7 protein-coding genes are annotated in these 25212 nt (G+C 72.9%); 6 read left to right on the forward strand and 1 reads right to left on the reverse strand.

Features of this window, described 5'->3' with window-relative positions:
• Window positions 1–378, forward strand: a 378-nt coding sequence (locus ABT015_RS28580) for an amidohydrolase family protein (RefSeq protein WP_350884054.1), incomplete at its 5' end; no start/stop codon positions are given.
• A 69-nt stretch (window positions 379–447) separates the two neighbouring features.
• Here ABT015_RS28580 and ABT015_RS28585 read toward each other — a convergent pair.
• On the reverse strand, window positions 448–1092 hold the full coding sequence (locus ABT015_RS28585; protein WP_350884056.1) for a MarR family winged helix-turn-helix transcriptional regulator: 645 nt from the start codon (window positions 1090–1092) through the stop codon (window positions 448–450).
• Between the two features lie 685 nt (window positions 1093–1777).
• On the opposite strand from ABT015_RS28585, the gene ABT015_RS28590 reads away from it, so the two are divergent.
• Genes ABT015_RS28590 through ABT015_RS28610 form a run of 5 tightly spaced genes read left to right on the forward strand, consistent with a single transcriptional unit; the run spans window position 1778 to window position 25212 of the window.
• Window positions 1778–2719: a LysR family transcriptional regulator gene (locus tag ABT015_RS28590; protein WP_350884058.1), complete on the forward strand. Its 942-nt coding sequence runs from the start codon at window positions 1778–1780 to the stop codon at window positions 2717–2719.
• A 52-nt stretch (window positions 2720–2771) separates the two neighbouring features.
• Window positions 2772–3617 (forward strand): ACP S-malonyltransferase, encoded by an 846-nt coding sequence (locus tag ABT015_RS28595; protein WP_350884060.1) that lies wholly within the window; start codon window positions 2772–2774, stop codon window positions 3615–3617.
• A gap of 3 nt (window positions 3618–3620) precedes the next feature.
• Window positions 3621–3872 carry a phosphopantetheine-binding protein gene (locus tag ABT015_RS28600; RefSeq protein ID WP_350884062.1) on the forward strand — a complete coding sequence of 84 codons (252 nt, stop codon included), beginning with the start codon at window positions 3621–3623 and terminating at the stop codon, window positions 3870–3872.
• An 11-nt stretch (window positions 3873–3883) separates the two neighbouring features.
• Window positions 3884–5878 carry an asparagine synthase (glutamine-hydrolyzing) gene (gene asnB / locus ABT015_RS28605; protein ID WP_350884064.1) on the forward strand — a complete coding sequence of 665 codons (1995 nt, stop codon included), beginning with the start codon at window positions 3884–3886 and terminating at the stop codon, window positions 5876–5878.
• On the forward strand, window positions 5875–25212 hold the full coding sequence (locus ABT015_RS28610) for an SDR family NAD(P)-dependent oxidoreductase (protein ID WP_350884066.1): 19338 nt from the start codon (window positions 5875–5877) through the stop codon (window positions 25210–25212). The genes asnB and ABT015_RS28610 overlap by 4 nt, the downstream gene beginning before the upstream one ends.

A 25212-nucleotide genomic window follows, 5' to 3' on the forward strand; every position in this document is an offset into this window, starting at 1 on the left:
GTCGCCCTGATCACCGACGCGATGGGCGCGGCCGGCATGGGCGACGGCCTCTACCCGCTCGGCCCGCTCCAGGTCGAGGTCAAGGACGGCGTCGCGATGCTCCCGGACGGCAGCTCCATCGCCGGCTCCACCCTCACCCTGGACGTCGCGTTCAAGCGCTCGCTCACCGTCAACGGCCTGACGCTGAACCAGACCGTCGAGTCGCTGTCCGCCACCCCGGCCCGCCTGCTGGGCCTCGCCGACTCGATCGGCTCGCTGGAGACGGGCAAGCGGGCCGACCTGGTCGTGCTCGACTCCGAGGGCTACGACCTGGTCGCCGTCATGCGCCGCGGCCGCTGGATCGCCGGAGCGCCGCCGCTGGCGCCCCGGGTCGGTTGACCGGCCGGGGTGGTGAGGCCCGAAGTCCACGTGTCGTCGACCGAGTCGAGTCGCCGGTGGCGGCGCCGCTCACAGCTCCGTGGGGTAGCCGCTCCGGGGAGGCTTGGCGTTGGCGAGCTGTCGCCGGGGCGCCCGCGGCGGGCGGGACGGGGACTCGCGGGACGGCGAACGCGGCGGAGTCCAGGCCGGGGCGGTGGCGGGGGTCTCCGGTTCGGCGGGCCGGCCGCGCAGGGCCTGGGCCTCGACGGCTTCGGAGAGACATCTCAGGGCGGTCCGGACCTGTGCGCTCTGTTCCTCGCTGAGGGCCCCGAGGACCTGCTGCTCGATGGCCAGGCGCTTGGGCATGACGTCGTCGACGGCGGCCGCGCCCGCGTCGGTGATGTAGACCAGCGCCGCGCGCCGGTCCGCGGGGTTGACCGTCCGGACCACGAGGGCGCGCCGTTCCAGCTTGGCCAGCGCCTTGCTCAGCGCGGCCGGCGACCGCCCCATCGAGGCGGCGAGGCGGCGTGCGATCGTCGGCTCGGTCGAGTGGCGGAGGTGGTAGAGGACGTCGAACTCCGAGGAGCTGACGGCCGCTGCTTCGAACACCGGTTCCAGGAGGAACTCCAGCATCGCGTGGGCGTGTCGGAGGCCGCCGATGATCTCCATCGACGAGAGGTCGAGGTCAGGACGGCTCTGTACCCACAGCTGCCATACCGCCTGAGTTTCATCCATTCGTGCACATGCTCCAACTTGTTAACCGGTAACCTTTCAGTTACCGTATGACACGTGGCCCGCTTCCAGCTGGGCAACCTGGGCACGCTCATCGGAGGCTTGTCCGCTTTTGTGCTCTCTGTATAGTTGATCTGCTCATGTCACATGAACCTGGACTGCGACAATCCGACCGATAGCTTCCCGTCTCCGACGGAGCTGAGGAAAGTGTCACCATGGTCATCACACATGTCCCCGCCGCCCCGTTCCCTGGAACGCTTCCGGGATTGGGGAACCTCCGGCAGATAATACTGGACCGGAATGGCTTGGTGTCTAGCCGTTTGCGCGCGTCGGCGTCAAGGAGATCGGACCGGCAGCTTGCCGAGCCCGTATCGCCCGGCGGTGCGACGAGAAAATCGAGTTGACACTGCGGCGGGTATGAACTCGCCCTGCTGTCCGAACACTTCGAACGGCCCGAAGCGGAACGCGCCGGCGTGACCGGCTCCGCACGGGCGGCCCGCCGCGGTCGCCACGGGCCACCTTCACCCTGCGTGCCGAGGCCGGTCACCGCGCCCCGGCTCGCCTTTCACGGAGCCGCCGCGGGCTGACCGCCCGTGGCTCGTCACCGAATTCAGAATTTCTCCGGCGGTCGCACCGCCGACCCCGAAAATCCGCATGGCCAGATTCCGGGAAAAGGATTCCGCGCGCTATGACCGATCGCTTGGGATTCAGTCTCACTCAATTGCGTTACTTCGTCGTCTCCGCAGAGATCGGCAACATCTCGGAGGCGGCGGAGAAGCTGTGCGCCTCGCAGTCGACGGTCTCGTCGGCGATCATGCGGCTGGAACGTCAGCTCGGTGTTCAGCTGTTACTCCGTCACCACGCCCGTGGGGTCTCCCTGACGCCGAGCGGTCGCCATCTGCTGCGGGAGGCGCGCGCGTTGCTGGGGCAGGCCAGAAGCCTCAAGGCGCAGGGCGACGCCCTGGCGGGTGACACCGCCGGCCGGCTCGACGTCGGGTTCTTCTTCCCGATCGCCCCGTTCCTGCTGCCGCTGGTCCACCGTCTGGCCCGGGAGCGGCACGGGGCGCTGGAACTGAACCTCCACGAGGAGTCCGCCGACCGGTTGCTGGAGTTCCTCCGGGACGGCCGGTGCGAACTGGCGGTGACGTACGACTTCCTGGCGGGCGACGCCAGGTTCCACCCGCTGGTCGATCTGCCGGTGCACGCCCTGCTGGCGGATGACGACCCGTCGGGCCTGGCCGGTCCGCTCACCCTGGACGAGCTGGCCGGCCGGCCGCTGGTCGCCCTGAACGTCCCGAGCGTGCTCCGCCACGCCGAGCGGATGTTCTCCCGCGCGGGCGTCCGCATGCCGCGGGTGGTGACGACGACGAGCATCGAGACGCTGCGCGGCCTGGTGGCCGCCGGTGCCGGGTTCGCCTTGATGTATCAACGCGGCCTGACCGCGACGACGTTGGACGGCGGCAGGGTCCGCGAGGTCGAGCTGGTCGGAGACCTGCCGCCCGCGACCCTGGGCGCGGCCGTGATGCCCGAGCTGGCCATGAGCAGCCGCGGCAGGGCCTTCCTGGACGTACTCGGATCCGCGGTCGCGGTCGGGGCGGGCCGGGGGCGGGTCGGGGCGGCTCGGGCGTAGATCAGTGCAGGTCAGTGCAGGTCAGCAGGTAGTCATGGGTTGAGGGAGTGTCGTGCTGGCAGTCATCTTCGCTGGTCAGGGAAGTCAGGAAAAGGGAATGGGGGCAGAGGTCTTCGAACGGTACCCGGGGCTGGTCCAGTACGCCTCGGACGTGCTGGGGTACGACCTGGTCTCCTTGTGCACGGAGGATCCGGACGGCCTGCTGGGCCGCACGGAGTACACCCAGCCGGCGCTGTTCGTCGTCAACGCGCTGCGGACCTTCGAGCGGGTCCACCGCGGGGACCGGGAGGCGGACGTCTACCTGGGGCACAGCCTCGGCGAGTACAACGCGCTGCTCGCGGCCGGGTCCTTCGCCTTCGAGACGGGGCTGCGGCTGGTCGCCAAGCGCGGCGAGCTGATGGCGGCGGCCTCCGAGGGCGGCATGACCGCCGTCATGAACACACCGCCCGCGCGACTGCTGGAGCTCCTCGCGGAGGACGGCGTCGACGGCGTCGACATCGCCGGCCTCAACACCGGCTCGCAGGTGGTCATCGCGGGCACCCCGCCGGTCCTGGAGGCGGCGCACGCCTGCCTGGAGCGCCGGGAGATCCGCTTCGTACGGCTCAAGGTGAGCGCGCCCTTCCACTCCCGGTACATGGAGTCGGCCAGGGTGCGGTTCGCCGAGTTCCTGACGGAGTTCGAGTTCGCCGACCCCGACACCCCCGTCATCTCCAACGTCACGGGCCGGCCGTACGAGCCGGGACAGGTGACGCACATGCTCACGGAGCAGTTGGTCGCCCCGGTGCGCTGGACCGACAGCGTCCGCGGGCTGCTCGACGGCGACGCCGGGCTGGAATTCACCGAAATCGGGGGCCTGGCCCTCACTCACATGGTGTTCAAAATCAGGGCTGGAGTCTGACACATGGCAACCACGACGGACACGATCCGGTTGTACCTGGAAGACCGTTTCCTCTTCGAGTTCGACGACGTGATCACCCCGGACACCGACCTGTTCAAGGCGGGGGTCATCGACTCGTTCGGCTACGTCAGGATGATGAAGTTCCTGGAGTCCGAGTTCTCCGTCGAGATCTCCCCGGAGGACATCCTCGTGAACGTCTTCGTCTCGCTCACCGCGATCGACGAATTCGTCACCAAGAAGATCTCCGCGAAGTAGAAGGACGGATCATGTGCGGGCTGGCTGGTTTCCTCTCGACCTCGCTGCACCCCGGTGCCACCGCCGAGGTCATCACCTCGATGCTGTCGAACATCCACCACCGCGGGCCGGACGAGGCGGGCTACTACCTCGATGACGGCATGGCCATGGGGACGGTGCGGCTGGCCATCGTCGACCTCGCCGGTGGCTCGCAACCCATGTCCGACCCCTCCGGGCGCTACTGGATCTGCTTCAACGGCGAGATCTACAACCACATCGAACTCCGCGCGGAACTGGAGCGCCTCGGCCGCCCGTTCCGCACCGACCACTCCGACACCGAGGTCGTGCTCCAGGCCTGGATCCAGTGGGGGTCGGACTGCTTCACCCGGTTCAACGGCGCCTTCGCGGTCGCCATCAGGGACGCGGCGACCGGTGACCTGGTCCTGGCCCGCGACCGCTACGGCAAGCGCCCGCTGTTCTACGCCGACGCGGGCGGGGACTTCCTGTTCGCGTCCGAGATGAAGGCGTTCCGCGCCTTCCCCGGCTTCCGCTTCGAGTTCGACCCGAGGGAGCTGGCCACCACCTACGCCGCGTGGACGCCGCTGCCCGACCGCACGCCCTTCCGGGGCGTGCGCCAGCTGCCGATGGGCTCCGTGCTGACCATCAGCGGGGGCCGCCGCTCGCTGCGCCCCTACGAGGACCTCGACTTCGACGTGCCCGGCTTCGACGGCACCGAGGCCGAGGCGATCGACATGCTCCGGCAGACCCTGCGCACCAGCGTGGACCTGCGGCTGCGCTCCGACGTCGAGGTCGGCGTCTACCTCAGCGGCGGCCTGGACTCCTCGATCGTGACGAGGCTGGCCACCCAGCTCTCCCCGTACGAGGTCCGCACCTTCTCGGTGGCGTTCCAGGACAAGTCCTTCGACGAGTCCGACAGCCAACGCCTGGTCGCCGAGCACCTGGGCACCCTGCACACCGCCGTCCCGATCACCAGCGAGGACATCACCGAGCACTTCCCGGCCGCCGTGTACCACGCGGAGGTTCCGACCTTCCGCACCTCGTTCGTGCCGATGTTCCTGCTGTCCCGGCACGTCCGCGACGCCGGGATCAAGACCATCCTCAGCGGCGAGGGCGCCGACGAGGCCTTCCTCGGCTACTCGCTGTTCCGCGAGACCCTGCTGCGCGCGCGGTGGAACGAGCTGACCGACGGCGAGCGCCGCACCCGGCTGGCCGGCCTGCACCCGGAGCTGGAGCACTTCGGCTCCGCCCACCAGGCCCATCTGCTCGGCCTGTACCAGCAGTTCTCGGTGGAACGGCTGCCGGGCCTGTTCTCCCACGAGATGCGGTACCAGAACGGGAGGTTCGCGGCCCGGCTGCTCGCCGACCGGATGGACCCGTTCGCCGACCTGCTCGACCTCGTCGCCGGGACACCCGGCTACCCGGACATGCCCGCGATGCACAAGGCGCAGTGGCTGGAGTACAAGACGCTGCTGCCCGGATTCCTGCTGTCCACCCAGGGGGAGCGGGCCGCGCTGGCGCACAGCGTGGAGAACCGCTGCCCGTTCCTCGACCCCGCGGTGGTGCGCGCGGCCGCTTCGGTGAACCTGCGCTACGACGACGGCCAGGTCGAGAAGGCCATCCTGAAGAAGGCGTTCCGCGCCGAGCTCCCGGAGTGGACCACCAGCCGCCCCAAGCAGCCCTACCGCGCGCCGGGCAGCGCCGCCTTCAAGGACAGCCGCCCGGACTACCTGGAACTGCTGCTGTCCGACCGCGAGTTGGCCGGGATCGGCTGCCTGGACGCGAAGTTCGCCCGGCGCCTGGTCGACAAGGTCATGACCTCGCCGGTGGAGGAGGTCAGCACCAAGGAGGACCAGACGTTCCTCTACCTGCTGACGACCGCGGTGCTCCACCAGCAGTTCGTGCGGGACGGCGGTACGGCGCCGGCCGGAGCGTCGGGCGCCGCGCTGAACCTGCGGACGACCGTGGACAACCGCCGTGCCGTGCAGCGAGTGGGGGAGAGCCGATGAGCACCGACGACATCGCGATCATCGGTCTGGCCCTGCGGTTCCCCGGCTCCGACACCCTGGTCGAACTGTTCGACCACCTCGCGGCCGGGCGCTCGCTGATCACCGAGGTGCCCGCCGAACGCTGGTCCAAGGAACGCTACTTCGGCGATCCGCGCAGCGGCGAGGAGAAGACGTACAGCGTCTGGGCCGGGTTCGTCGAGGACGCCGACCGCTTCGACGCCGCCTTCTTCAACATCTCCCCGCGCGAGGCGGAGACGATGGACCCGCAGCAGCGGTTCGCGCTGGAACTGGCCTGGAAGGCCATCGAGGACGCGGGCTACCGGGCGGGCGAGCTCGCGGGCAGCCGCACGGGCGTCTTCATGGGCCTGTGCCACGGCGACTACGCCGAGCTGATCGAACGCGACGACGTGCCGACCGACGCCTACTTCCCCACCGGCACGGCCTACTCGATCGTCGCCAACCGGCTGTCCTACTACTTCGACTTCCACGGCCCCAGCATCGCCAACGACACCGCCTGCTCCAGCTCCCTGGTCTCGCTCTACGAGGCCGTCGCCGCCCTGAACAACGGCGACTGCGACCTGGCGCTGGCCGGCGGCGTGAACCTGTGCTGGTCGCCGAAGCTGTTCGTGGCGTTCAGCAAGGCGAGCATGCTCTCGCCCACCGGCCGCTCGCACGCCTTCGACCAGGACGCGGACGGCTTCGTCCGGGGCGAGGGCGGCGCCGTCCTGCTGCTCAAGCCGCTGGCCAGGGCGCTGGCGGACGGCGACCCCGTGCACGCGGTGATCAAGGGCGTCGGCACCAACCACGGCGGCAAGACCAACTCGCTGACCGTCACCAACCCCGTCGCCCAGGCCGCGCTGATCGAGGACGTCTACACCCGCGCGGGTGTGACGCCCGAGACGGTGAGCTACATCGAGGCCCACGGGCCCGGTACGCCGGTCGGCGACCCGATCGAGATCGTCGGCCTCAAGCGCGCCTTCCAGAGCCTGCACGACGCCCACGGGACGTCACCGCGGCCGGACAGCACCGGCATCGGCTCCATCAAGACCAACATCGGCCACCTGGAATCGGCCGCGGGCGTGGCCGGCGTGGTCAAGGTGATCGGCGCGATGGCCGCCGGGGTCCTCCCGGCGACGGTCAACTTCCGGACCAGGAACCAGCTGATCGACCTGGACGACAGCCCGTTCTACATCGTCGGCGACACCCGGCCGTGGCCGGGCGGCGACGGGGTGCCGCGCCGGGCGGGCGTCAGCTCGTTCGGGTTCGGCGGGACGAACGCCCACGTCCTGCTGGAGGAGCCCGCCGGCGGGCCGGTCGACCGCGCCACCGAGCCCGCAGGGCCGTACGCCGTCCCGCTGTCGGCGAAGAACCTGGAGCGGCTGCGGGTGCTCGCGAGCGGCCTGCGGGACCACCTGCTGGCGCCGGAGACCGCGCTGCGGCCGCGCCAGTCGCTGGCCGACATCGCCCACACGCTCCAGGTCGGCCGCGAAGCGATGCGGGTCAGGACCGTGCTCCTGGTCTCGGACCGGGAACAGCTCGCGGCCGCGCTGGAGGCCGTCGCGGACGGCGAGGTGCGCAACCCCGCCGGAGCCGGGGCCGAACCGGTCGCGGCGGCGCAGGACTGGGCGAACGGGGGCGGCGCCGACTGGCCCGGGCATCCCGGGGCGCGTCGCGTGCGGCTGCCGACCTACCCGTTCGCCCGGGACCGGCACTGGTACGTCACGCCGCCCGCCGAGGCGCCCGGCGCCGCGCTCCTGCACCCGCTCGTCCACCGCAACACCTCCGACCTGGCGCAGCAGCGCTACACCTCCACGTTCACCGGGGCCGAGCCCTTCCTGGCCTCGCACCTGGTCCGCGGCCGGCGGGTGCTGCCCGCGGTCGCGTACCTGGAGATGGCGAGGGCCGCGGTGGAGCGCGCGGCGGCCCGGGAGGGCGCCGTCCGGCTGCGCGACCTCGCGTGGCTGCGGCCGATCGTCGTCGGCGAACCGGTCGACGTCGACCTCGCGCTGACGCCGCGCGCGGACGCGATCGCGTTCGAGTTCCGGCAGGGTGAGACGCTCCACAGCACCGGCACCGCCGAACTGGTCACCCTGCCGGACCCGTCACCGCTGGACCTGGACGCCCTGCGCGCCGCCTGCCGCACCACCCGCAGCACCGACGAGGTCTACGCCGCCTTCCGCGCCCAGGGCCTGGAGTACGGCCCGGCCATGCGCGCGCTGCGCGGGCTCCGGCTGGGCCGCGACGAGGCGATCGCCCGCATCCGGACCACCGGCGCCGACGGCTGCGTGCTGCCGCCGAGCGTCCTGGACGCCGCCTTCCAGACCTCCGTGGTCCTGACGGGCGCGGCCGCCGGCCCGACCCTGCCCTTCACCCTCGACGAACTCCAGGTGTACCGGCCCTGCCCGGCCGAGACCTGGGCCTGGGTGCGCCGCAGCGCGGGCGCCGGGGCGCTCACCACCTTCGACATCGACCTGTGCGACGGCGACGGCGTGATCAGCGCCAGCCTGCGGGGGCTCGCCCAGCGCACCACCGACGCGGGCCCGCGCGTCGTCACGGCGACCACCCGGTGGACCGACCGGCCGCTGGACGCGGACGGCGGCGCCACCCGCACCGCGCACCCCCTGACCCTGCCGGAGATCACCCGGGCGAGCCCGGCCGACGGCGTCGACGCCGCGACCGAGCAAATGTTCGCCGAGGTCCAGCAGCTGCTCGCGTCCTCTCCCAAGGCCGGACACCGCTTCGTGGCCCTGGTCGACGCCCGGGTGCCGGCCCACTTCCACGCACCCCTGGCGGGCCTGTTCCGCACCGCCGCCCTGGAGAACCCGCTCGTCTCGGGCCGGGTCGTCCGGGTCGCCGGCCTGGACGCGGCCTCCGCCGAGCAGCTCGCGCGGATCGTGCGGGAGGAGTGCGCCGACGACTCCGCCGACACCGAGGTCCGCTACACCGCCGACGGCACCCGGCAGGTGCTGGAGCCCGTCGAGACGCGGCTGGACGCCGGACCGCAGGTTCCCGCGCTGCGGGCCGGCGGCGTCTACTGGATCACCGGCGGCCTGGGCGGCATCGGCCGCCACCTCGCCCGCTACCTGGGCCGCGCGGGGGCGACGGTCGTCCTGAGCGGCCGCTCCCCGGCGGGCCCGGTGGACGCCCTGCGCGCGGAAGGGGTCGACGCGCACTACCTGCCGGTCGACGTCGCCGACGCCGCGGGCGTGCGCGCCGCGGTCGACACGATCGTGCGCGAGCACGGGTCGCTCGACGGCGTCGTGCACGCGGCCGGTGTGCTGCGCGACCAGTACCTGCTGCGCAAGGACCTCGCCGACGTCCGCCTGGTGACGGCGCCGAAGGTCCGCGGCACGCTCAACCTCGACGCCGCCACCCGCCACCTCGACCTGGAGTTCTTCGCGCTCTTCTCCTCGGTCGCCGGCGTCTACGGCAGCCCGGGGCAGTCCGACTACTCGGCGGCCAACGCCTTCCTGGACGCCTTCGCCCGGCACCGCCGGACGCTGGTCGACGCGGGCGAGCGCGGCGGCCGGACCGTCGCGATCAGCTGGCCGCTGTGGGCCGACGGCGGCATGACGCTGGACGAGGTCACCCGCGACTCCCTGCGCCGCGAGCGCGGCTGGGAGGACCTGCCCACCGAGGACGGGCTGCGTGCGTTCGGCCGGGCCCTGCTCGCCGACGCCCCCGCGCACCTCGTCGTCGCCTACGGCGCCAAGGCCACCCTGGCCGCACGACGCCGGGCGGCACCGGCCCCCGCGGCACCGGCCACCGTCTCGTCCGCCGCCGCCACGCCGTCAGGCGGCGCGGGCGAGGGCGACCTGCTGCGGCGCACCGAGGAACTGCTCAGGGGGGTCGTCGCCGAGGTCCTGCGGCACGCCCCGGAGCACATCGAGTCGACCACCAACCTCATCGAGTACGGCATCGACTCGCTGAGCATCCTCGGGGTGACCGCCCAACTGGAGAAGGTGTTCGGGCCGCTGTCCAAGACGATCTTCTTCGAGTACCTGAACATCGCCGAGGTGGCCGCGCACTTCGTGGAGACCCGGCGGGCTCAGCTGGAGGTGCTGCTGGGGGAGACCGGTCCTGCCGAAACCCCGGAAACCCCGGAAGCGGTGGAGAGCCTGGAAGCCCTGGAAGCCCCGGTCGTTCAGCCCGAGGCCCCTGCGGTCCAGCCCGAGGCCCCGGCCGCCCCCGCCGTCACCGAGGTCCGCGAACCCGCGCGCGACGACCGGCACGACATCGCGATCATCGGAGTGTCCGGCCGCTACCCCGGCGCCGACACGATGGACGAGCTGTGGGAGCTGTTGGAGAACGGCCGGCACACCTTCGAGGAGGTCCCCGCGGAGCGCTGGGGCCACGAGGCCATCCACGACAGCGACCGCTCCGTCCGCGGCAAGAGCGTGATCCGGACCGGGACCTTCCTCCGCGACCTCGACAAGTTCGACCCCCGCTACTTCCGCATCTCCAAGCGCGAGGCCGAGCAGATGTCCCCGGAGGTGCGGCTGTTCCTCCAGTCGGGCGTGGAGGCGCTGGAGGACGCCGGCTACTCGCGGCAGACCATCCAGCGCCGCTACCAGGGCGACGTCGGCGTGCTCGTGGGGACCATGAGCAACCACTACAACCTGTACGGCTTCCAGAACAGCCTGACCAGGGGCGCGCCGCAGAGCGGCAGTTACACCGGGACGCTGCCCAACATGCTGTCCTACTTCTACGGCCTGACCGGGCCGTCGATCTTCCTGGACACCATGTGCTCCGCCTCGTCGACGTGCGTGCACCAGGCCGTGCAGATGCTGCGGGCCGGCGAGTGCCGGATGGTCGTCGCGGGCGGCGTCAACCTGATGCTGCACCCGTACAACCTGATCACCTCCTCGGAGGAGCACTTCACCACCGGCACCTCCGACGTGATCCGCAGCTTCGGCCACGGAGTGGACGGCACCATCCTCGGCGAAGGCGTCGGCGCGGTCGTCCTGAAGCCGCTGGTCGACGCCGAGCGCGACGGCGACCACGTGTACGCCGTGATCAAGGGCACCGCCCTGTCCAACGCCGGGACGCGCAACGGCTTCACCGTGCCGAACCCGGGCATGCAGGCGCACGCGATCCAGAAGGCGATCGAGGACGCCGGTGTCGACCCGAGGACGATCGGCTACGTCGAGGGGCACGGGTCGGGCACCGCGCTGGGCGACCCGATCGAGGTCCGCGCCCTGACGTCGGCGTTCCGCAAGTACACCGCGGACCGCCAGTTCTGCGCCCTCGGGTCCGTCAAGGCCAACATGGGGCACCTGCTCGCGGCGGCCGGCATGATCGGCCTGGCCAAGGTGCTGCTCCAACTTCGGCACGGCAAGCTGGCGCCGTCCCTGCACAGCACGGAGCTCAACCCCGACATCGACTTCGCCGACACGCCCTTCCAGGTGCAGCAGACGCTCGCCGACTGGCGGCCGATGGTCACCGAGGTGGACGGCCGCCGGATCACCCACCCCCGGCGGGCCGGCATCACCTCGATCGGCGCCGGCGGTATGAACTCGCACATCATCCTTGAGGAGTACCCCGAACGGCCGGTGCGCCAGGAGCCCTTCGGCGAGCAGCTGTTCGTGTTCTCGGCGATGAACGAGGCCGCGCTCGGGCGCTACCTGGCCGTCTTCCGCGACCACCTCGCCGGGGCGCGGGAGGCCGACCTCCCCGACATCGCGTACACCCTGCGGGTCGGAAAGAACGAACTGCCGCACCGCTGGGCGTTCGTGGCGGGGGACAAGCAGTCCGCGCTGGCGGCCGTCGACGGCTACCTGGCCGGGCGGCGGGAGCTGCCCGCGCACGAACTCGCCACGACCTGGGCCGGCGGCAGGACCGTCGACTGGGACCGGCTGCCCACGGCACGGCGGGTGTCGCTGCCCGCCTACCCGTTCGAGAAGGTGCGCTGCTGGATCGAGCAGACCGACGGCGCGCCGTCCGTCCTGGCCCCGCTGGCACTGCGCGAGCGGCTGCACCCCTTCCTGGGGCGCAACGAATCCGACGTCCGGGGCCTGCGCTACGTCCTGGACGTCCACCTCACCGATTTGCTCGACTACGGCTACCGGCTGGCCAAGGCGCCGACCATCGTGCCCACCTTCGTGGTGGACCTCGCGTTGGCCGCCGCGAAGGTCAGCGGGTTCGCCGCCGAGGCGTCGGTCCACGACCTGCGCGTCCTGCGGCCGATCGACTGGTCCACGACCACGCGGCTCGTCACGGAGTTCGCCGACGGCCACGGCACCGTCCGGACCGGGGACGGGACGGCGGCGGTCGAGTTCACCGTGCGGGGGACGGCCACGGCGCCGTCCGGCCGGGTCGAGCCGACCGGACTGCGGGAGGTCCTCACCCGGGAGCAGTTCCTGGCCGAACTGGCCGAGGGCGGGCTGGACTACAAGCCGGCCTCGTGCGCGGTCGAGGGCGTGTTCCGCGCGCCGGACGGCCGGACGGTGCTGAGCATCGGCAGTCCCGCGTTCCAGCAGGACCACGTCCGGCGCAACGTCACCGTCGAGCCGTTCGTGCTCGCGGCGATCGCCCAGGGCGTGCAGTGGGAGGCCAAGCGCGCCGGGGCGCCGGACTGGACCCTGGTCGCGCTCAACCAGATCGGGGAGATCCGGGTGCGGGCCGGTGCGCCGGTCACGCACGTGGTCCTCGGCGACGACCGGATCCTGCTGCTCGGCGGCGCGGGCGAGGTCGTCGGGGAGCTGGCCGGGGTGCGGCGCGGTACCGCAGGGGTGGCGCCGGGCGATCGTCCGGCGCCGCAGGCCCGCCCGGTGCGGGAGCGGGAGCCGGTCATACCGGCTGAGCAGGATCTACCGGTGGTATCGGCGGTGTCGGGTGTCGTGGACGTCCTGCGCGCCATCGCCGCCGAGATCCTCAAGTTCGAGCCGGAGGAGCTCGACCCCGGCACCGGACTGGACGCGTTCGGCTTCGACTCCATCTCGCTGGTGACCTTCGCGAAGGAGATCCACGAGCGGTTCGGGGTCGTGGTCAGCCCGGCGGTGTTCTTCGACGTCAGCACCCTGGAGGCGCTGGGCGCCCACCTGGTCGACGAGCACGGTGCCACGGCGAAGGCCGAGGTCGAAGCCGAGGCCGAGGCCGAGGCCGAGGTCAAGATCAAGATCAAGGCCGAACCCCAGTCCCAGCCGCAGCCGGAGCCCCAGCCCCAGCCGGAGCCGGTTCGCACCGGGCCCGACCCGCGCGGGCCGGTCGCCGTCATCGGCGCGGCCGGGCGCTTCCCGGGCGCCCGCGACCTGGACGAGTACTGGGCGAACCTGCTGGCGGGCAAGGACTCCGTCGCCGCGTTCCCGCTGCACCGCTACGACGACGAGCAGCGCAAGGTCATCGAGGCCCAGGACTTCCCCCAACGGATCGGAGCCCTGGACGACGTCGACGCCTTCGACGCCGGCTTCTTCCGCATCCTGCCGCGCGAGGCCGAACTGATGGACCCGCAGCACCGCCTCGTCCTGGAGACGGTCTGGCAGGCGCTGGAGGACAGCGCGTACCGGCCCGCCGACCTGCCGACCAACACGGGCGTGTTCATCGGCGTCACCGGCAACGACTACGCGACGCTGCTCGCCACGCTCGGCGTGCGACCGGACGCCTTCACCTCGACCGGCACCACGCACTCGATCCTGGCCAACCGCATCTCGTACCTGCTCGACGTGCGCGGCCCGAGCGAACCGATCGACACGGCCTGCTCCAGCTCGCTGGTGGCGGTGCACCGCGCGATCGAGGCGATCCGCTCCGGCACCTGCGACCTGGCCGTCGCGGGCGGGGTCAACGTGCTGCTCAGCACGGACACCTTCGTCAGCGCGCACCGGGCGGGCATGCTCAGCCCGGACGGGCTCTGCAAGACCTTCGACGCGGGCGCGAACGGCTACGTCCGGGGCGAGGGCGTCGGGGTGGTGGTGCTCAAGTCGCTGGCGGCGGCGGAGCGCGACGGTGACGCGATCCTCGGGGTGATCCGGGGCAGCGCGTACAACCACGGCGGCCGGGCCAACTCGCTGACCGCACCGAACGCCGACGCCCAGGCCGAACTGGTGACGGCCGCCGTCGGCGACCTCGACCCGGACACCATCGGCTACATCGAGACCCACGGCACCGGCACGGCCCTCGGCGATCCGGTGGAGGTCCGCGCGCTGCGCACCGCGTTCCGCCGGCTGGGCCGCAGCGACGACGGGGCGTGCGGCCTCGGCTCGGTCAAGACCAACATCGGCCACCTGGAGTCGGCCGCGGGCATCGCCGGGCTGCTGAAGGTGCTGCTCGCGCTCAAGCACGGCGTGCTGCCCGCGACTCAGCACCTCCAGGAGGTCAACCCGTACATCGAACTGGCCGGCGGCCCGTTCCACATCGTGCGGGACAACGAGGCCTGGCCGCGCCCCCGCAGCGGTGCCGGCGGCCCCGCGCCGAGGCGTGCCGGGGTGAGCAGCTTCGGGTTCGGCGGCGTCAACGCCCATGTGGTCGTCGAGGAGTACGTGCGCGGTGACCGGGACGGGGAGGGCGACGGCGGGCCGGTCGCGGTGCCGCTGTCGGCCCGCACCGCCCGGCAGCTGACCGACCGGGCCCGGGGCCTGCTCGCCTACCTGGAGTCCCCGGAGTCGGAGCAGGTGTCGTTGCGGTCCGTCGCGTGGAGTCTCCAGGTCGGCCGCGAGGAGATGGCGGAACGGGCCGGCTGGGTCGTCTCGTCCCGTGCCGAACTCGTCGACGCGCTCAGGGCGTTCGTCACCACCGGCGAGCGCGGAGCCGAGCCGGAGCCGATCGGGCGGTGGGTCGGCGGGGGCACCGTCGACTGGCGTTCGCTGCTCGGCGACGGCACGCCCCGGCGTGCGCACCTGCCCGGATACCCGTTCGCCCGGAACCGCTTCTGGGCCCCCGGCACCCGGCAGGAGAGCGGCACGACCCTGCTGACCTCCCGCTGGACGCCGACGCCCGCCGCCGCGACCGCCCGGTACGACCGGCGCGTCGTCGTGCTGTGCGGGGTCGACGGGGACGTGCCCGAGGCGATCCGCCTCGACACGGCCAAGCAGCGGCCGGAGAGCCGGTTCCGCGACCTGTCGTGGCAACTGCTGGAGACCGTCCGCGGCCTCGACGCCCGGGACGGCACCACGCTCGTCCAGGTCGTCACGGCGGACCTCGCCCTCGCGGGCCTGCTGCGGACCGTCACCAAGGAGAACCCGCGGATCGTCGGTCAGGTCATCGGCATCGACGGCGTCCAGGGCGCCCAAGGCACCGACCTGGCCGCCGTCGTCGCGGACAACGCCCGCGCCGCCGACGACCTGGTGCTCCACCGCGACGGTGTCCGGCACACGCGCAGCTGGGCCCCGGCCCAACTCCCGGGTACGGGTGCGGGTGCGGGTACGGCCTCCGGCAAGCCCTGGCGGGACGGCGGCGTCTACCTGATCACCGGCGGGGCCGGCGGGATCGGTGCCTCGACGGCCCGGCGCATCGCCGCCGACGTCCGGCGGCCGACCGTCGTGCTGGCCGGCCGCTCGCCGCAGGACGGCCGGATCGACCGCCTGCTCGCAGAGTTGCGGCAGGCCGGCGCCGACGCGCGGTACGTGCGCGCCGACGTCTCCCGCTGGGAGGAGGTGCGGCACCTGGTCGCCGAGGCGGGCGCCGTCACCGGCATCGTGCACGCCGCCGGCGTGGTGCGGGACTCGCTGATCGCGGACAAGACCGCCGAGCAGTGGGACGAGGTCCTCGCGACCAAGGCGGACGCTCTCGTGCACCTCGACCGGGCCACCGGGCACTGCCCGCTGGAGTTCGTGCTGACCTTCTCCTCGGGCGCCGCGATCACCGGCAACCCGGGGCAGTCCGACTACGCGACCGCCAACGCCTTCCTCGACGAGTTCGCCGCCCTGCGCAACGCGCGGGTCGCCGAGGGGCTGCGCCGCGGGCGCACCCTGTCCATCGCCTGGCCGCTGTGGGAGGACGGCGGCATGCAGGTCGGCGAGCGGACCCGGGCCTACCTGTGGGAGGACCGGGGGCTGGCGCCGATGCCCACGGAAGCCGGGCTCACGGCGCTGGTCGACGCCTGGAACACGGGGGCGGACCAGGTGTGGGTGCACCACGGCGACCCGGCGCGGGTGCCGACCGGAACGCCCACCCCGGCCGCCGCGCCGGCGACTCCCGCGCCCGCGACTCCCGTGCCGACGACTCCCGTCCGTGGCGCCGACCCGAACGTCCTCGGCCACCTCCTCGCCCTGTTCGCCGAGGTCAGCGGGCTCGCCCCGGGCGCGGTCGACCCCGACCGCCCGCTGGTCGACATCGGCCTGGACTCGGTGATGGTCATCCAGCTCAACCGGGAGCTGGTGCGGACCTACCCCGAGGTCTCCTCGACGATCTTCTACGAGCACCCGACCCTGCGGGCCGCGGCCGGTCAACTCGCCGGCCTCCGGCGGGAACCGGTGCACCAACGGACGGTCACGGCCGACCGTTCGGTGGCGGGCGACCAGCCGGCGGCGGCCGCCGGACAGCGGGCCACCGGCGCTCGGCCGAGCGCCGTCCCCGACCAGCCGGCTCCCGGCTCCGACGACCCGATCGCGGTGATCGGGCTGAGCGGCCGCTACCCGGGCGCCGCCGACCTGGAGGAGTTCTGGGAGAACCTCACGGCGGGTCGCGACTGCGTCCGCGAGGTGGACCGCTGGCCGCTGGACGGCTTCTTCGAGCCGGACCGCAACACGGCCGTCGCCACCGGCCGCAGCTACAGCAAGTGGGGCGGCTTCCTGGACGACTTCGCCGCGTTCGATCCCCGGTTCTTCGGCATCGCCCCGCGCGACGCCTACGCCATGGACCCGCAGGAGCGGCTGTTCGTGCAGGCGGCGTGGGAGGTGCTGGAGGACGCCGGGTACACGAGGGCGCGCCTCGCCGAGCGCCACGCCCACGGGGTCGGGGTGTTCGCGGGCGTCACCAAGGTCGGCCACGCCCGGCACGAGGTGGGCCGGCTGCCCTCGGGCGAACTCGTGGTGCCCGGCCTGTCGTTCGCCTCGCTGAGCGCCCGCGCCTCCTACCTGCTCGACCTGCGCGGGCCGAGCCTGACGATCGACACCATGTGCTCGGCGTCGCTGACCGCGATCCACGAGGCGTGTGAACAACTCCGGCGCGGCGCCTGCGAGGTGGCGATCGCCGGTGGCGTGAACCTCTACGCGCACCCGCTGGACTACGTCGAGCTGTGCCGCTCCGGGATGCTCTCGCCCGACCAGCACTGCCGCAGCTTCGGCACCGGCGGCCACGGGTTCGTGCCCGGCGAGGGCGTCGGGTGCGTGCTGCTCAAGCCGCTGTCCCGCGCGGTGGCCGACGGGGACCGCGTGCTCGCGGTGATCCGGGGCTCCAGCGTCAACCACGGCGGCCGTTCCACCGGCTACACCGTGCCGAGCCCGGTCGCCCAGGCCGACGTCGTCCGGCGGGCGCTGGATCAGGCCGGGGTCTCCGCCCGGCAGGTCGGCTACGTCGAGGCGCACGGCACCGGCACCGAACTGGGCGACCCGATCGAGATCACGGGCCTGACCAAGGCCTTCGAACAGGACACCGCGGAGCGGCAGTTCTGCGCGATCGGCTCGGTGAAGTCCGGCATCGGCCACCTGGAGGCCGCGGCCGGGGTGGCCGGCCTGACGAAGGTCCTGCTCCAGCTCAAGCACCGGCAGCTCGTACCGAGCCTGCACGCCGAACAGCTCAACCCGAACATCAGCTTCGAACGGACCCCGTTCCGGGTCCAGCGCGAACTGAGCCCGTGGCACTGCGACGGCCCGCGCATCGCGGCGGTGTCCTCCTTCGGTGCCGGCGGCTCGAACGCGCACGTGATCGTCGAGGAGTATTCCGTGCAGCCCACCGACGGCGCGATCAACGGCGCCGAACAAGCCCGACACGTCGAACAATCCGCACACGTCGTCGTCCTCTCCGCGAGGACTCCCGACCAGCTCACCGCGTCCGTCGACCGGCTGGCCGGGTTCCTCGACCGCAACCCGGACACCGCCCTCGCCGACCTGGCCTTCACGCTCCAGGTCGGGCGGGAGGCGATGGCCGAGCGCTACGCGGTCGCCGTCTCGTCGACGGCGGAGCTGAGGGCCGCCCTGCGGGCCGGCCGGGGGCACCGGGGCACCGCCGGGGAATCCGGCGGACTGCTCGCCGAGATCACCGGTGACGACGACCTCCAGGAACTGCTGGTCCGGCAGTGGATCGCGGCCGGCAAGCTGTCCAAGCTGGCGGCGCTGTGGGCGGCCGGCGCCGAGGTGGACTGGGAGCGCCTGCACCAGGGCGCGCCGCGCCGGGTGGTGTCGCTGCCGACGTACCCGTTCGCCAAGGAGCGGTTCTGGATCGGCGACCTGACCCGGCAGACGCCGGCGCCCGCGCTCGCCGCCGTGCCCGAGCCCGTGCCCGCGCCCGTGGCCGAGTCCGTGCCAGTCGCCGCGCCGATCATCCAACCCCCGGTCGTGCACAGGGAATTGGACGAGATCGTGCCCGCCGTGGTGCGGGAGAAGATCGCCCGCGCGCTGGCCATGGAGGTCGAGGAAGTCGCGGGCGGGCTGGCGTTCGCCGACTACGGCCTGGACTCGATCCTGGCGATCCGCGTGGTGGACCAGCTCAACGGCGCACTGACGCTGGACCTGCCGACCAGCGTGGTCTTCGACTTCAGCACGGCCGACCGGCTGGCCGAGCACCTGCTCGCCGAGTACCGGGGCGTCATCGTTTACACGGAGGGCGCGACGGAGCCGGCGGACGCACGGGAGAGCGCCCCGCCGCCGGTCGTCCAGCCCGTACGACCCCTGGCGACCGGGCAGCCGCACAGCGGCACCGGGAACGTGGAGCGCGGACCGATCGCGGTGGTCGGCATGAGCGGCCGGTTCGCCGGCGCCGACTCGCTGGACGAACTCTGGACGCACCTGGCCGACGGCGACGACCTGGTCACCGAGGCGACCCGGTTCGACCTCGACGGCCTGAGCGCCTGCACCCGGGGCGGCTTCCTCGACCGCATCGACGAGTTCGACGCGATGTTCTTCAACATCTCCGGCACCGAGGCCGCGGTGATGGACCCGCAGCAGCGGCTGCTGCTCGAAGAGTCCTGGAAGGCGCTGGAGGACGCCGGCTACGCGGGCCAAATGGGCCGGGCGCGCTGCGGCGTCTACGTCGGGGCGTGGGCCGGCGACTACCAGGGGCTGCTGGATCCGGAGGCGCCGGCGCAGACCCTGTGGGGCAACATGACCTCGGTCATCCCGAGCCGGGTGTCGTACTTCCTCGACCTCAAGGGCCAGGCGATCGCCGTCGACACGTCGTGCTCCAGCTCGCTGGTGGCGATCGACCTGGCGTGCAAGGACCTGTGGTCCGGCGAGACCTCGATGGCGCTGGCGGGCGGGGTGTTCCTCCAGTCCACGCCGCGGCTGTACCGGCTCGCGGGCCGCGCCGGGATGCTGTCGCCGACCGGCCGCTGCCACACCTTCGACCACCGCGCCGACGGCTTCGTGCCCGGCGAGGGCGTCGGGGTCGTGGTGCTCAAGCGGCTCGCGGACGCGCTGGCCGACGGCGACCACATCCACGGCGTGATCAAGGCCAGCGGAGTCAACCAGGACGGCGCCACCAACGGGATCACCGCGCCGAGTTCGGTGTCCCAGGAGAGCCTGCTCGGCGAGGTGTACGAGCGGTTCGGCGTCGACGTGGACCGGATCGGACTCGTCGAGGCGCACGGCACCGGCACCAAGCTCGGCGACCCGATCGAGTTCCAGGCGCTGAACCGGGCGTTCCGCGCCCGCACCGACCGGGCGGAGTACTGCGCGGTCGGCTCGCTGAAGACCAACATCGGCCACACCCAGTTCGCGGCGGGCATCGCGGGCGTGCTGAAGGTGCTGCTGGCGATCAAGCACCGGAAGATCCCCGCCTCGCTGCACTTCGAGACCGCCAACGAGGCGATCCCGCTGGCGGGAAGCCCGTTCTACCTGAGCACCCGCACCCACGACTGGGAGAGCCCCGCCGGGGTGCCGCGCTGCGGGGTGGTGAGCTCCTTCGGTGCCAGCGGCACCAACGCGCACCTGGTGATCGAGGAGGCCCCGGCGGCCGCGAGCACCGCTGCACGCACCGCCGCCGCGCCGCGGACGGACCACGTGGTGGTCCTCTCGGCGCGGACGGAGGAACAACTCCTCGAACAGCGGCGCCGGTTGGCGCTCCACGTTCGCGCCCACGCGTCGATCGACCTCGGCGACCTCGCCTACACCCTGGCCGTCGGCCGGGAGCGCTTCGCCCACCGCTTCGCCTGCGTGGTCCGCGACCGCGACGAGCTGATCCAGGTGCTGGACGGCACCGTCCCGGCCCGGCTGCCCGACGACGACCGGGCGCCGGCCGAGGGCCGACGGATCCCGCTGCCGACCTACCCGTTCGCCCGCGACCGCCACTGGGCCCCGACCGGCGACAGCGGCACCAGCACCAGCACCAGCACCGGCACCGGCACCGGTACCGGAAACGGCGACAACGTCACGCTGACCCGCACGGACGGCCTGCTGCGCGACCACGTGGTGCAGGGCCGTCACCTCCTGCCCGCGGTCGCCTACCTCGAACTCGCCCGCAAGGCGCTGGGCGCCACCCGGGTGCGGATGCGCAACGTCACGTGGGTGCAGCCGCTGGAGGTCTCGGACACCCCGGTCGACGTCCGGGTCGAGGTGCGCGCGAGCGAGCAGGGCGGGCACCGGTTCGAGATCGGCACCGGCTCCACCGTGTGCTGCGAGGGCGCCATCGCGCCGTCCGACGCCCCGCGCCCGGCACCGGTCGACCTCGCCGCGCTGCGCGCGGACTGCCGGGAGACCGTGTCCGGCGAGCGGATCCACGAGGCCCTGGTGGCGATGGGCATCGACCACGGCCCGAGCCTGCGGGCGATCCGGCAGGCGCACGTCGGCTCCGGCCTCGTCCTCGCCGAACTGGTCCTGCCCGACTCTGCGGAGCCCGGACCCCTGGCGGCCGCGATGCTGGACTCGGCGATCCAGGCGGCCGTCGCGCCGCACCTCACCGGCATGCGGGACACCGCCGTGCCGTTCGCCCTGGACCGGCTCGACCTGTTCGCCCCGTGCCGGTCGGCGATGTGGGCCGTGGTGCGCGGCGGCGCGGCCGGGCCGCTCGACAAGCTCGACATCGACCTGGTCGACACCGACGGCGCGGTCTGCGTGCGGCTGACCGGCTACACCTCGCGCCGCACCGTCCGGAGCGAGCCCGCGCTGTACGCGCCCGTCTGGGACCCGACCACCGCGACCGACGCGCCCGTGCCCGCCCGCACCGACCGGGTCCTGGTCGTCGGCGGACCGGCACCGCTCGACGGCGCCCTGACCTGGCCGCTGCCGCCGTCCGCCGCCGTCGAGGAGGTGACCGCCGCGCTGCGCGACCTCGGACCGGTCGACCACCTGGTCTGGACGGCGCCCGAGCCCAAGCTCGACCCCGTCGACGCCGCCGGGTACACGGCCGCCCAGAACGACGGCGTCGTCGCCGCGTTCCGCCTGATCAAGGCGCTGATCGGAGCCGGGTACGACGCCCGGCCGCTGGGGATCACGCTGGTCACCACCCGCGCGCTCGCCACCCACGCCGACGACCCCGTCCAGCCGGCGCACGCCGGGCTGCACGGCCTGTTCGGCTCCCTGGGGCGCGAGTACGAGCAGTGGACCGTCCGGCGCGTCGACCTCGACGGCCCCGACTGGCCCGCCGACCTCACCGCCCTGCCCGCCCGCTCGCCCGAGGACGCCTGGGTCCGACGGGCCGGCCAGTGGCTGGCCCGGCACTGGGCGCCGTGCGAGACGCCCGCGCGACCGGTCTACCGCGAGGGCGGCGTCTACGTGGTGATCGGCGGCGCCGGAGGCCTGGGCACCGCCTGGACCCAGCACGTGGTGCGGCAGTACGGCGCGCACGTCACCTGGATCGGCCGCAGCGCACCCGACGCGGCCATCGAGGAACGGCTCCGCTCCGTCCAGGGGCGCGGCACCGTCCGCTACCTCAGCGCCGACGCCGGGGACCCGGCCGCGCTGCGCCGGGCCGTCGGCGAGGTCAAGGAGCGCCACCCGCGGATCGACGGGGTCGTGCAGGCCGCGCTCGTCCTGCGGGACAGCACCTTCGCCCGGATGGACGAGGCCACCCTGCGCGCGGGGCTGGCGGCCAAGGTCGACGTCACGACGGCGATGGCCGAGGTCTTCGACGGCGAGCACCTGGACTTCGCCGTGCTGCTGTCGTCGATGCAGTCCTTCACGACGGCGGCCGGCCAGGGCAACTACGCGGCCGGCTGCACCTTCAGCGACGCCTACGCCCACGCGCTCGGACAGCACTGGGACACCCCCGTCAGGGTCATGAACTGGGGGTGGTGGGGCAACCTCGGGAGCGTCACGTCCGAGTTCTACCGGGAGCGGCTGAGCCGGGTCGGCCTGGTGTCGATCGAGCCGCGCGAGGGGCTCGCCGCCCTGGACGCCCTGCTCGGCGGGGACCAGCGGCAGCTGGCCTTCGTGAAGACCAACCAGCACAACACCCTGGCGAACTTCGACCGCGCCACCCAGGTCACCGTGCACGGCCGGACGCCCTCCCGGGTGCGCGGCGAGCTGCTGCTCGCGCCGGAGAGCGTGGACGGCCTGATGGACGAGGTCGTGCGGTGGCGCCGGACCGAGCGTGACCCGTGGCTGGCGAAGGTCCTGGCGGCCCAGCTGGCGACCGTCGACCACGCCGCGATCCTGCCGGTGTACGCCGACTGGCTGGAGCACGCTCGGCGGGCCACCGTGTCGGCCGGGCCGACGGAGGGCTCGTCCACGGCGGGCGTGCTCGCGGAGGCCGTGCTCGCGCAGTGGGACCGGCAGTGCGAGTCCTGGTCGGCCGACGCCGACCGCAAGGCCGAACTGCGGCTCGCCTCCGCGATGCTCCGGGCGCTGCCGGACATCGTGACCGGCCGGACCAGGCCCACCGACGTCATGTTCCCGCGCGGTTCGGTGGAGCTGGTGGAGGGCTGCTACCGCGACAACCACGTCGCGGACGTGTTCAACCGCGCCATGGCCGGCGCCGCCGTCGCCGTCGTGTCGGAGCGGCTGCGCCGCGAACCGGGCGCGCGGCTGCGGATCCTGGAGATCGGCGCCGGCACCGGCGGCACCAGCGCCGGGATGTTCGCCGCGCTCAAGCCGTACCAGGAGAGCATCGAGACGTACGTCTACACGGACCTCTCCAAGGCCTTCCTCAACCACGCCCGTGCCACCTACGGGCCGGGCGTGCCCTACCTGGACTGCCGACTGCTCAACATCGAACGGCCGCTGGCCGGGCAGGACGTCGGCGAGGGCGGGTTCGACCTGGTGATCGCCGCCAACGTGCTGCACGCGACCAAGGACACCCGCAACACCCTGCGCAACGCCAAGGCCGCGATGCGGGCCGGCGGGTGGCTGCTGCTGAACGAGCTGTCGGCCTTCGACCTGTTCAGCCACGTCACCTTCGGGCTGCTGGAAGGCTGGTGGCTGTTCGACGACCGCTCGCTGCGGATCCCGGGCTCGCCGGCGCTTTCGCCGGAGAACTGGCGGGACGTGCTGGCGGGGGAGGGCTTCGGGACGGTGGTGTTCCCGCTGCCGCAGGCGCTGCCGCTGGGGCAGCAGGTCATCGCGGCGGAGAGCGACGGGGTGGCCCGGCAGGCGGTCGGGACCAAGCCGAAGGGCGTCACCCGGCCGGCGCCGGCGGCGGCTGCCGCGACACCCGTCGTGGCGCCTGCCGTCGCGGCGCCTGCCGCGGTGCCGACCGCGGTGCCGACGCCCAGGCCGGAGCCCGCGCCCGCCCCGGCGGCCGTGAGCCCCGCCCCGGCTCCCTCCGCCGCACCGGCGTCGCGCTCCGACCTGTCCGCACTCATCCTCGACAAGGCCGCGGCCGTGCTCGGCATCCCGGCCGAGCGGATCGACACCGCGGCCCCGCTCACCCACTACGGCCTGGACTCGATCCTGGTCCTCCAGCTCACCAACGCCCTGCGCGAGGAGTTCGGTGACGACGTCCCGGCCACCCTGCTCTTCGACGTCGAGACCGTCGACGGCCTGTGCGCCCACTTCGCCGGCGCAGGGGCCGCCGCGACGGCCACGGCGGATGCCCAGGCCGGTCCGGCGGGCGAGCGGTGGAACCTCTCGTGCGGCCAGCTGACCATGTACCGCGACCAGCAGCGCTCGCCGGAGTCGACCGCCTACAACCTCCCGCTGCTCTTCGAGATCCACGGTGAGCTGGACGAAGCCGCCCTGGAGCGGGCGATCCGCGCCCAGAGCGGCATCCACCCGGTGCTGAGCGCCGTCTTCGGCGAGCGGGACGGCATGCCGTTCATGGACATCGACCCGGGCCGGGCGCCGTCCTTCGAACGGGTCGACCTCACGGCCACCAAGCGCGCCGCCCAACTGGCGGGGCTGCGGGACCTGGTGAACCTCCCGTTCGACCTGGCGACGGGCCCGCTGGTCCGCGCGCACCTGGTCTCCCTCGCCGGGCGGCGGCGCCTGCTGCTGATCACCGCGCACCACATCCTGTTGGACGGCACGTCCACGGCGGTCCTGATCCGCACGCTCAAGGAGGCCTACCAGGGCCGGGGGAGCCTGAGCCGCGCCGGCTACGGCGACTTCGTCGCCTGGGAGGAGGCGCTGCTCGCCGGCCCGCGGGCACGGCAGCACCGGGACTACTGGCTGCGGGAGCTGGCAGGTCATCGACCGGCGCTCGCGCTGCCCTACGACCGGCCGTACGACCCCAAGCGGATGCCCCGGGTGGACGTGGCGACGGTCAAGCTGCCGCCGCCGCTGGCCGCCGCCCTGGCCGACGCGGCGCGCGAGCACCGGGTCAGCGTCGCCACCGTGCTGTTCGCGACGTACGTGCGGTTCCTGCACCGGCTGACCGGGCAGGACGACCTGGTCCTCGGCATGACGGCGGCCGCCCGCTACGAGGAGCGGTTCCAGGACGTCGTCGGCCAGTTCGCGAACTGCCTGCCGATCCGATGCACGGGCGTCGGCGGCTTCCCCGAGCTGCTGAAGTCCCTGCAGCGCAAGGTGGTCGGCGGCATCGAGCACGGCGGCTACCCGCTGCTGGAGATCGCCCGGGCCGTGGGCGCGGACTACGAACCGCTGGTCCTGACCAACTTCCTGTTCCAGAACTTCGACGGCGCCGACCTGCTGACCAACGCGGCCCCGGCCGCGCCCGGCGAGTTGGACCTGCGACTGTTCGACGACCTGCCCTACGCCGGGGAGTACGTCCTGTCCGCCGAGTCCTACCGGGACGGCGAGGGGTTCAAGGTCTTCCTCAAGTACGACGCGAACGTCTTCGACGAGGCCACCGCGCGGCGCATGACGGAGGAGTGGTACGCGGTCATCCGCAAGGAGCTGGGCCTGCGGTAG

Source organism: Kitasatospora sp. NPDC094016 (assembly GCF_040304045.1).
Lineage (GTDB): Bacteria > Actinomycetota > Actinomycetes > Streptomycetales > Streptomycetaceae > Kitasatospora.

Coding starts and splice junctions, on each gene's coding strand:
- ABT015_RS28585 (WP_350884056.1), bottom strand. CDS start 1,092: ATGGATGAAACTCAGGCGGTATGGCAGCTGTGGGTACAGAGCCGTCCT.
- ABT015_RS28590 (WP_350884058.1), top strand. CDS start 1,778: ATGACCGATCGCTTGGGATTCAGTCTCACTCAATTGCGTTACTTCGTC.
- ABT015_RS28600 (WP_350884062.1), top strand. CDS start 3,621: ATGGCAACCACGACGGACACGATCCGGTTGTACCTGGAAGACCGTTTC.
- asnB (WP_350884064.1), top strand. CDS start 3,884: ATGTGCGGGCTGGCTGGTTTCCTCTCGACCTCGCTGCACCCCGGTGCC.
- ABT015_RS28610 (WP_350884066.1), top strand. CDS start 5,875: ATGAGCACCGACGACATCGCGATCATCGGTCTGGCCCTGCGGTTCCCC.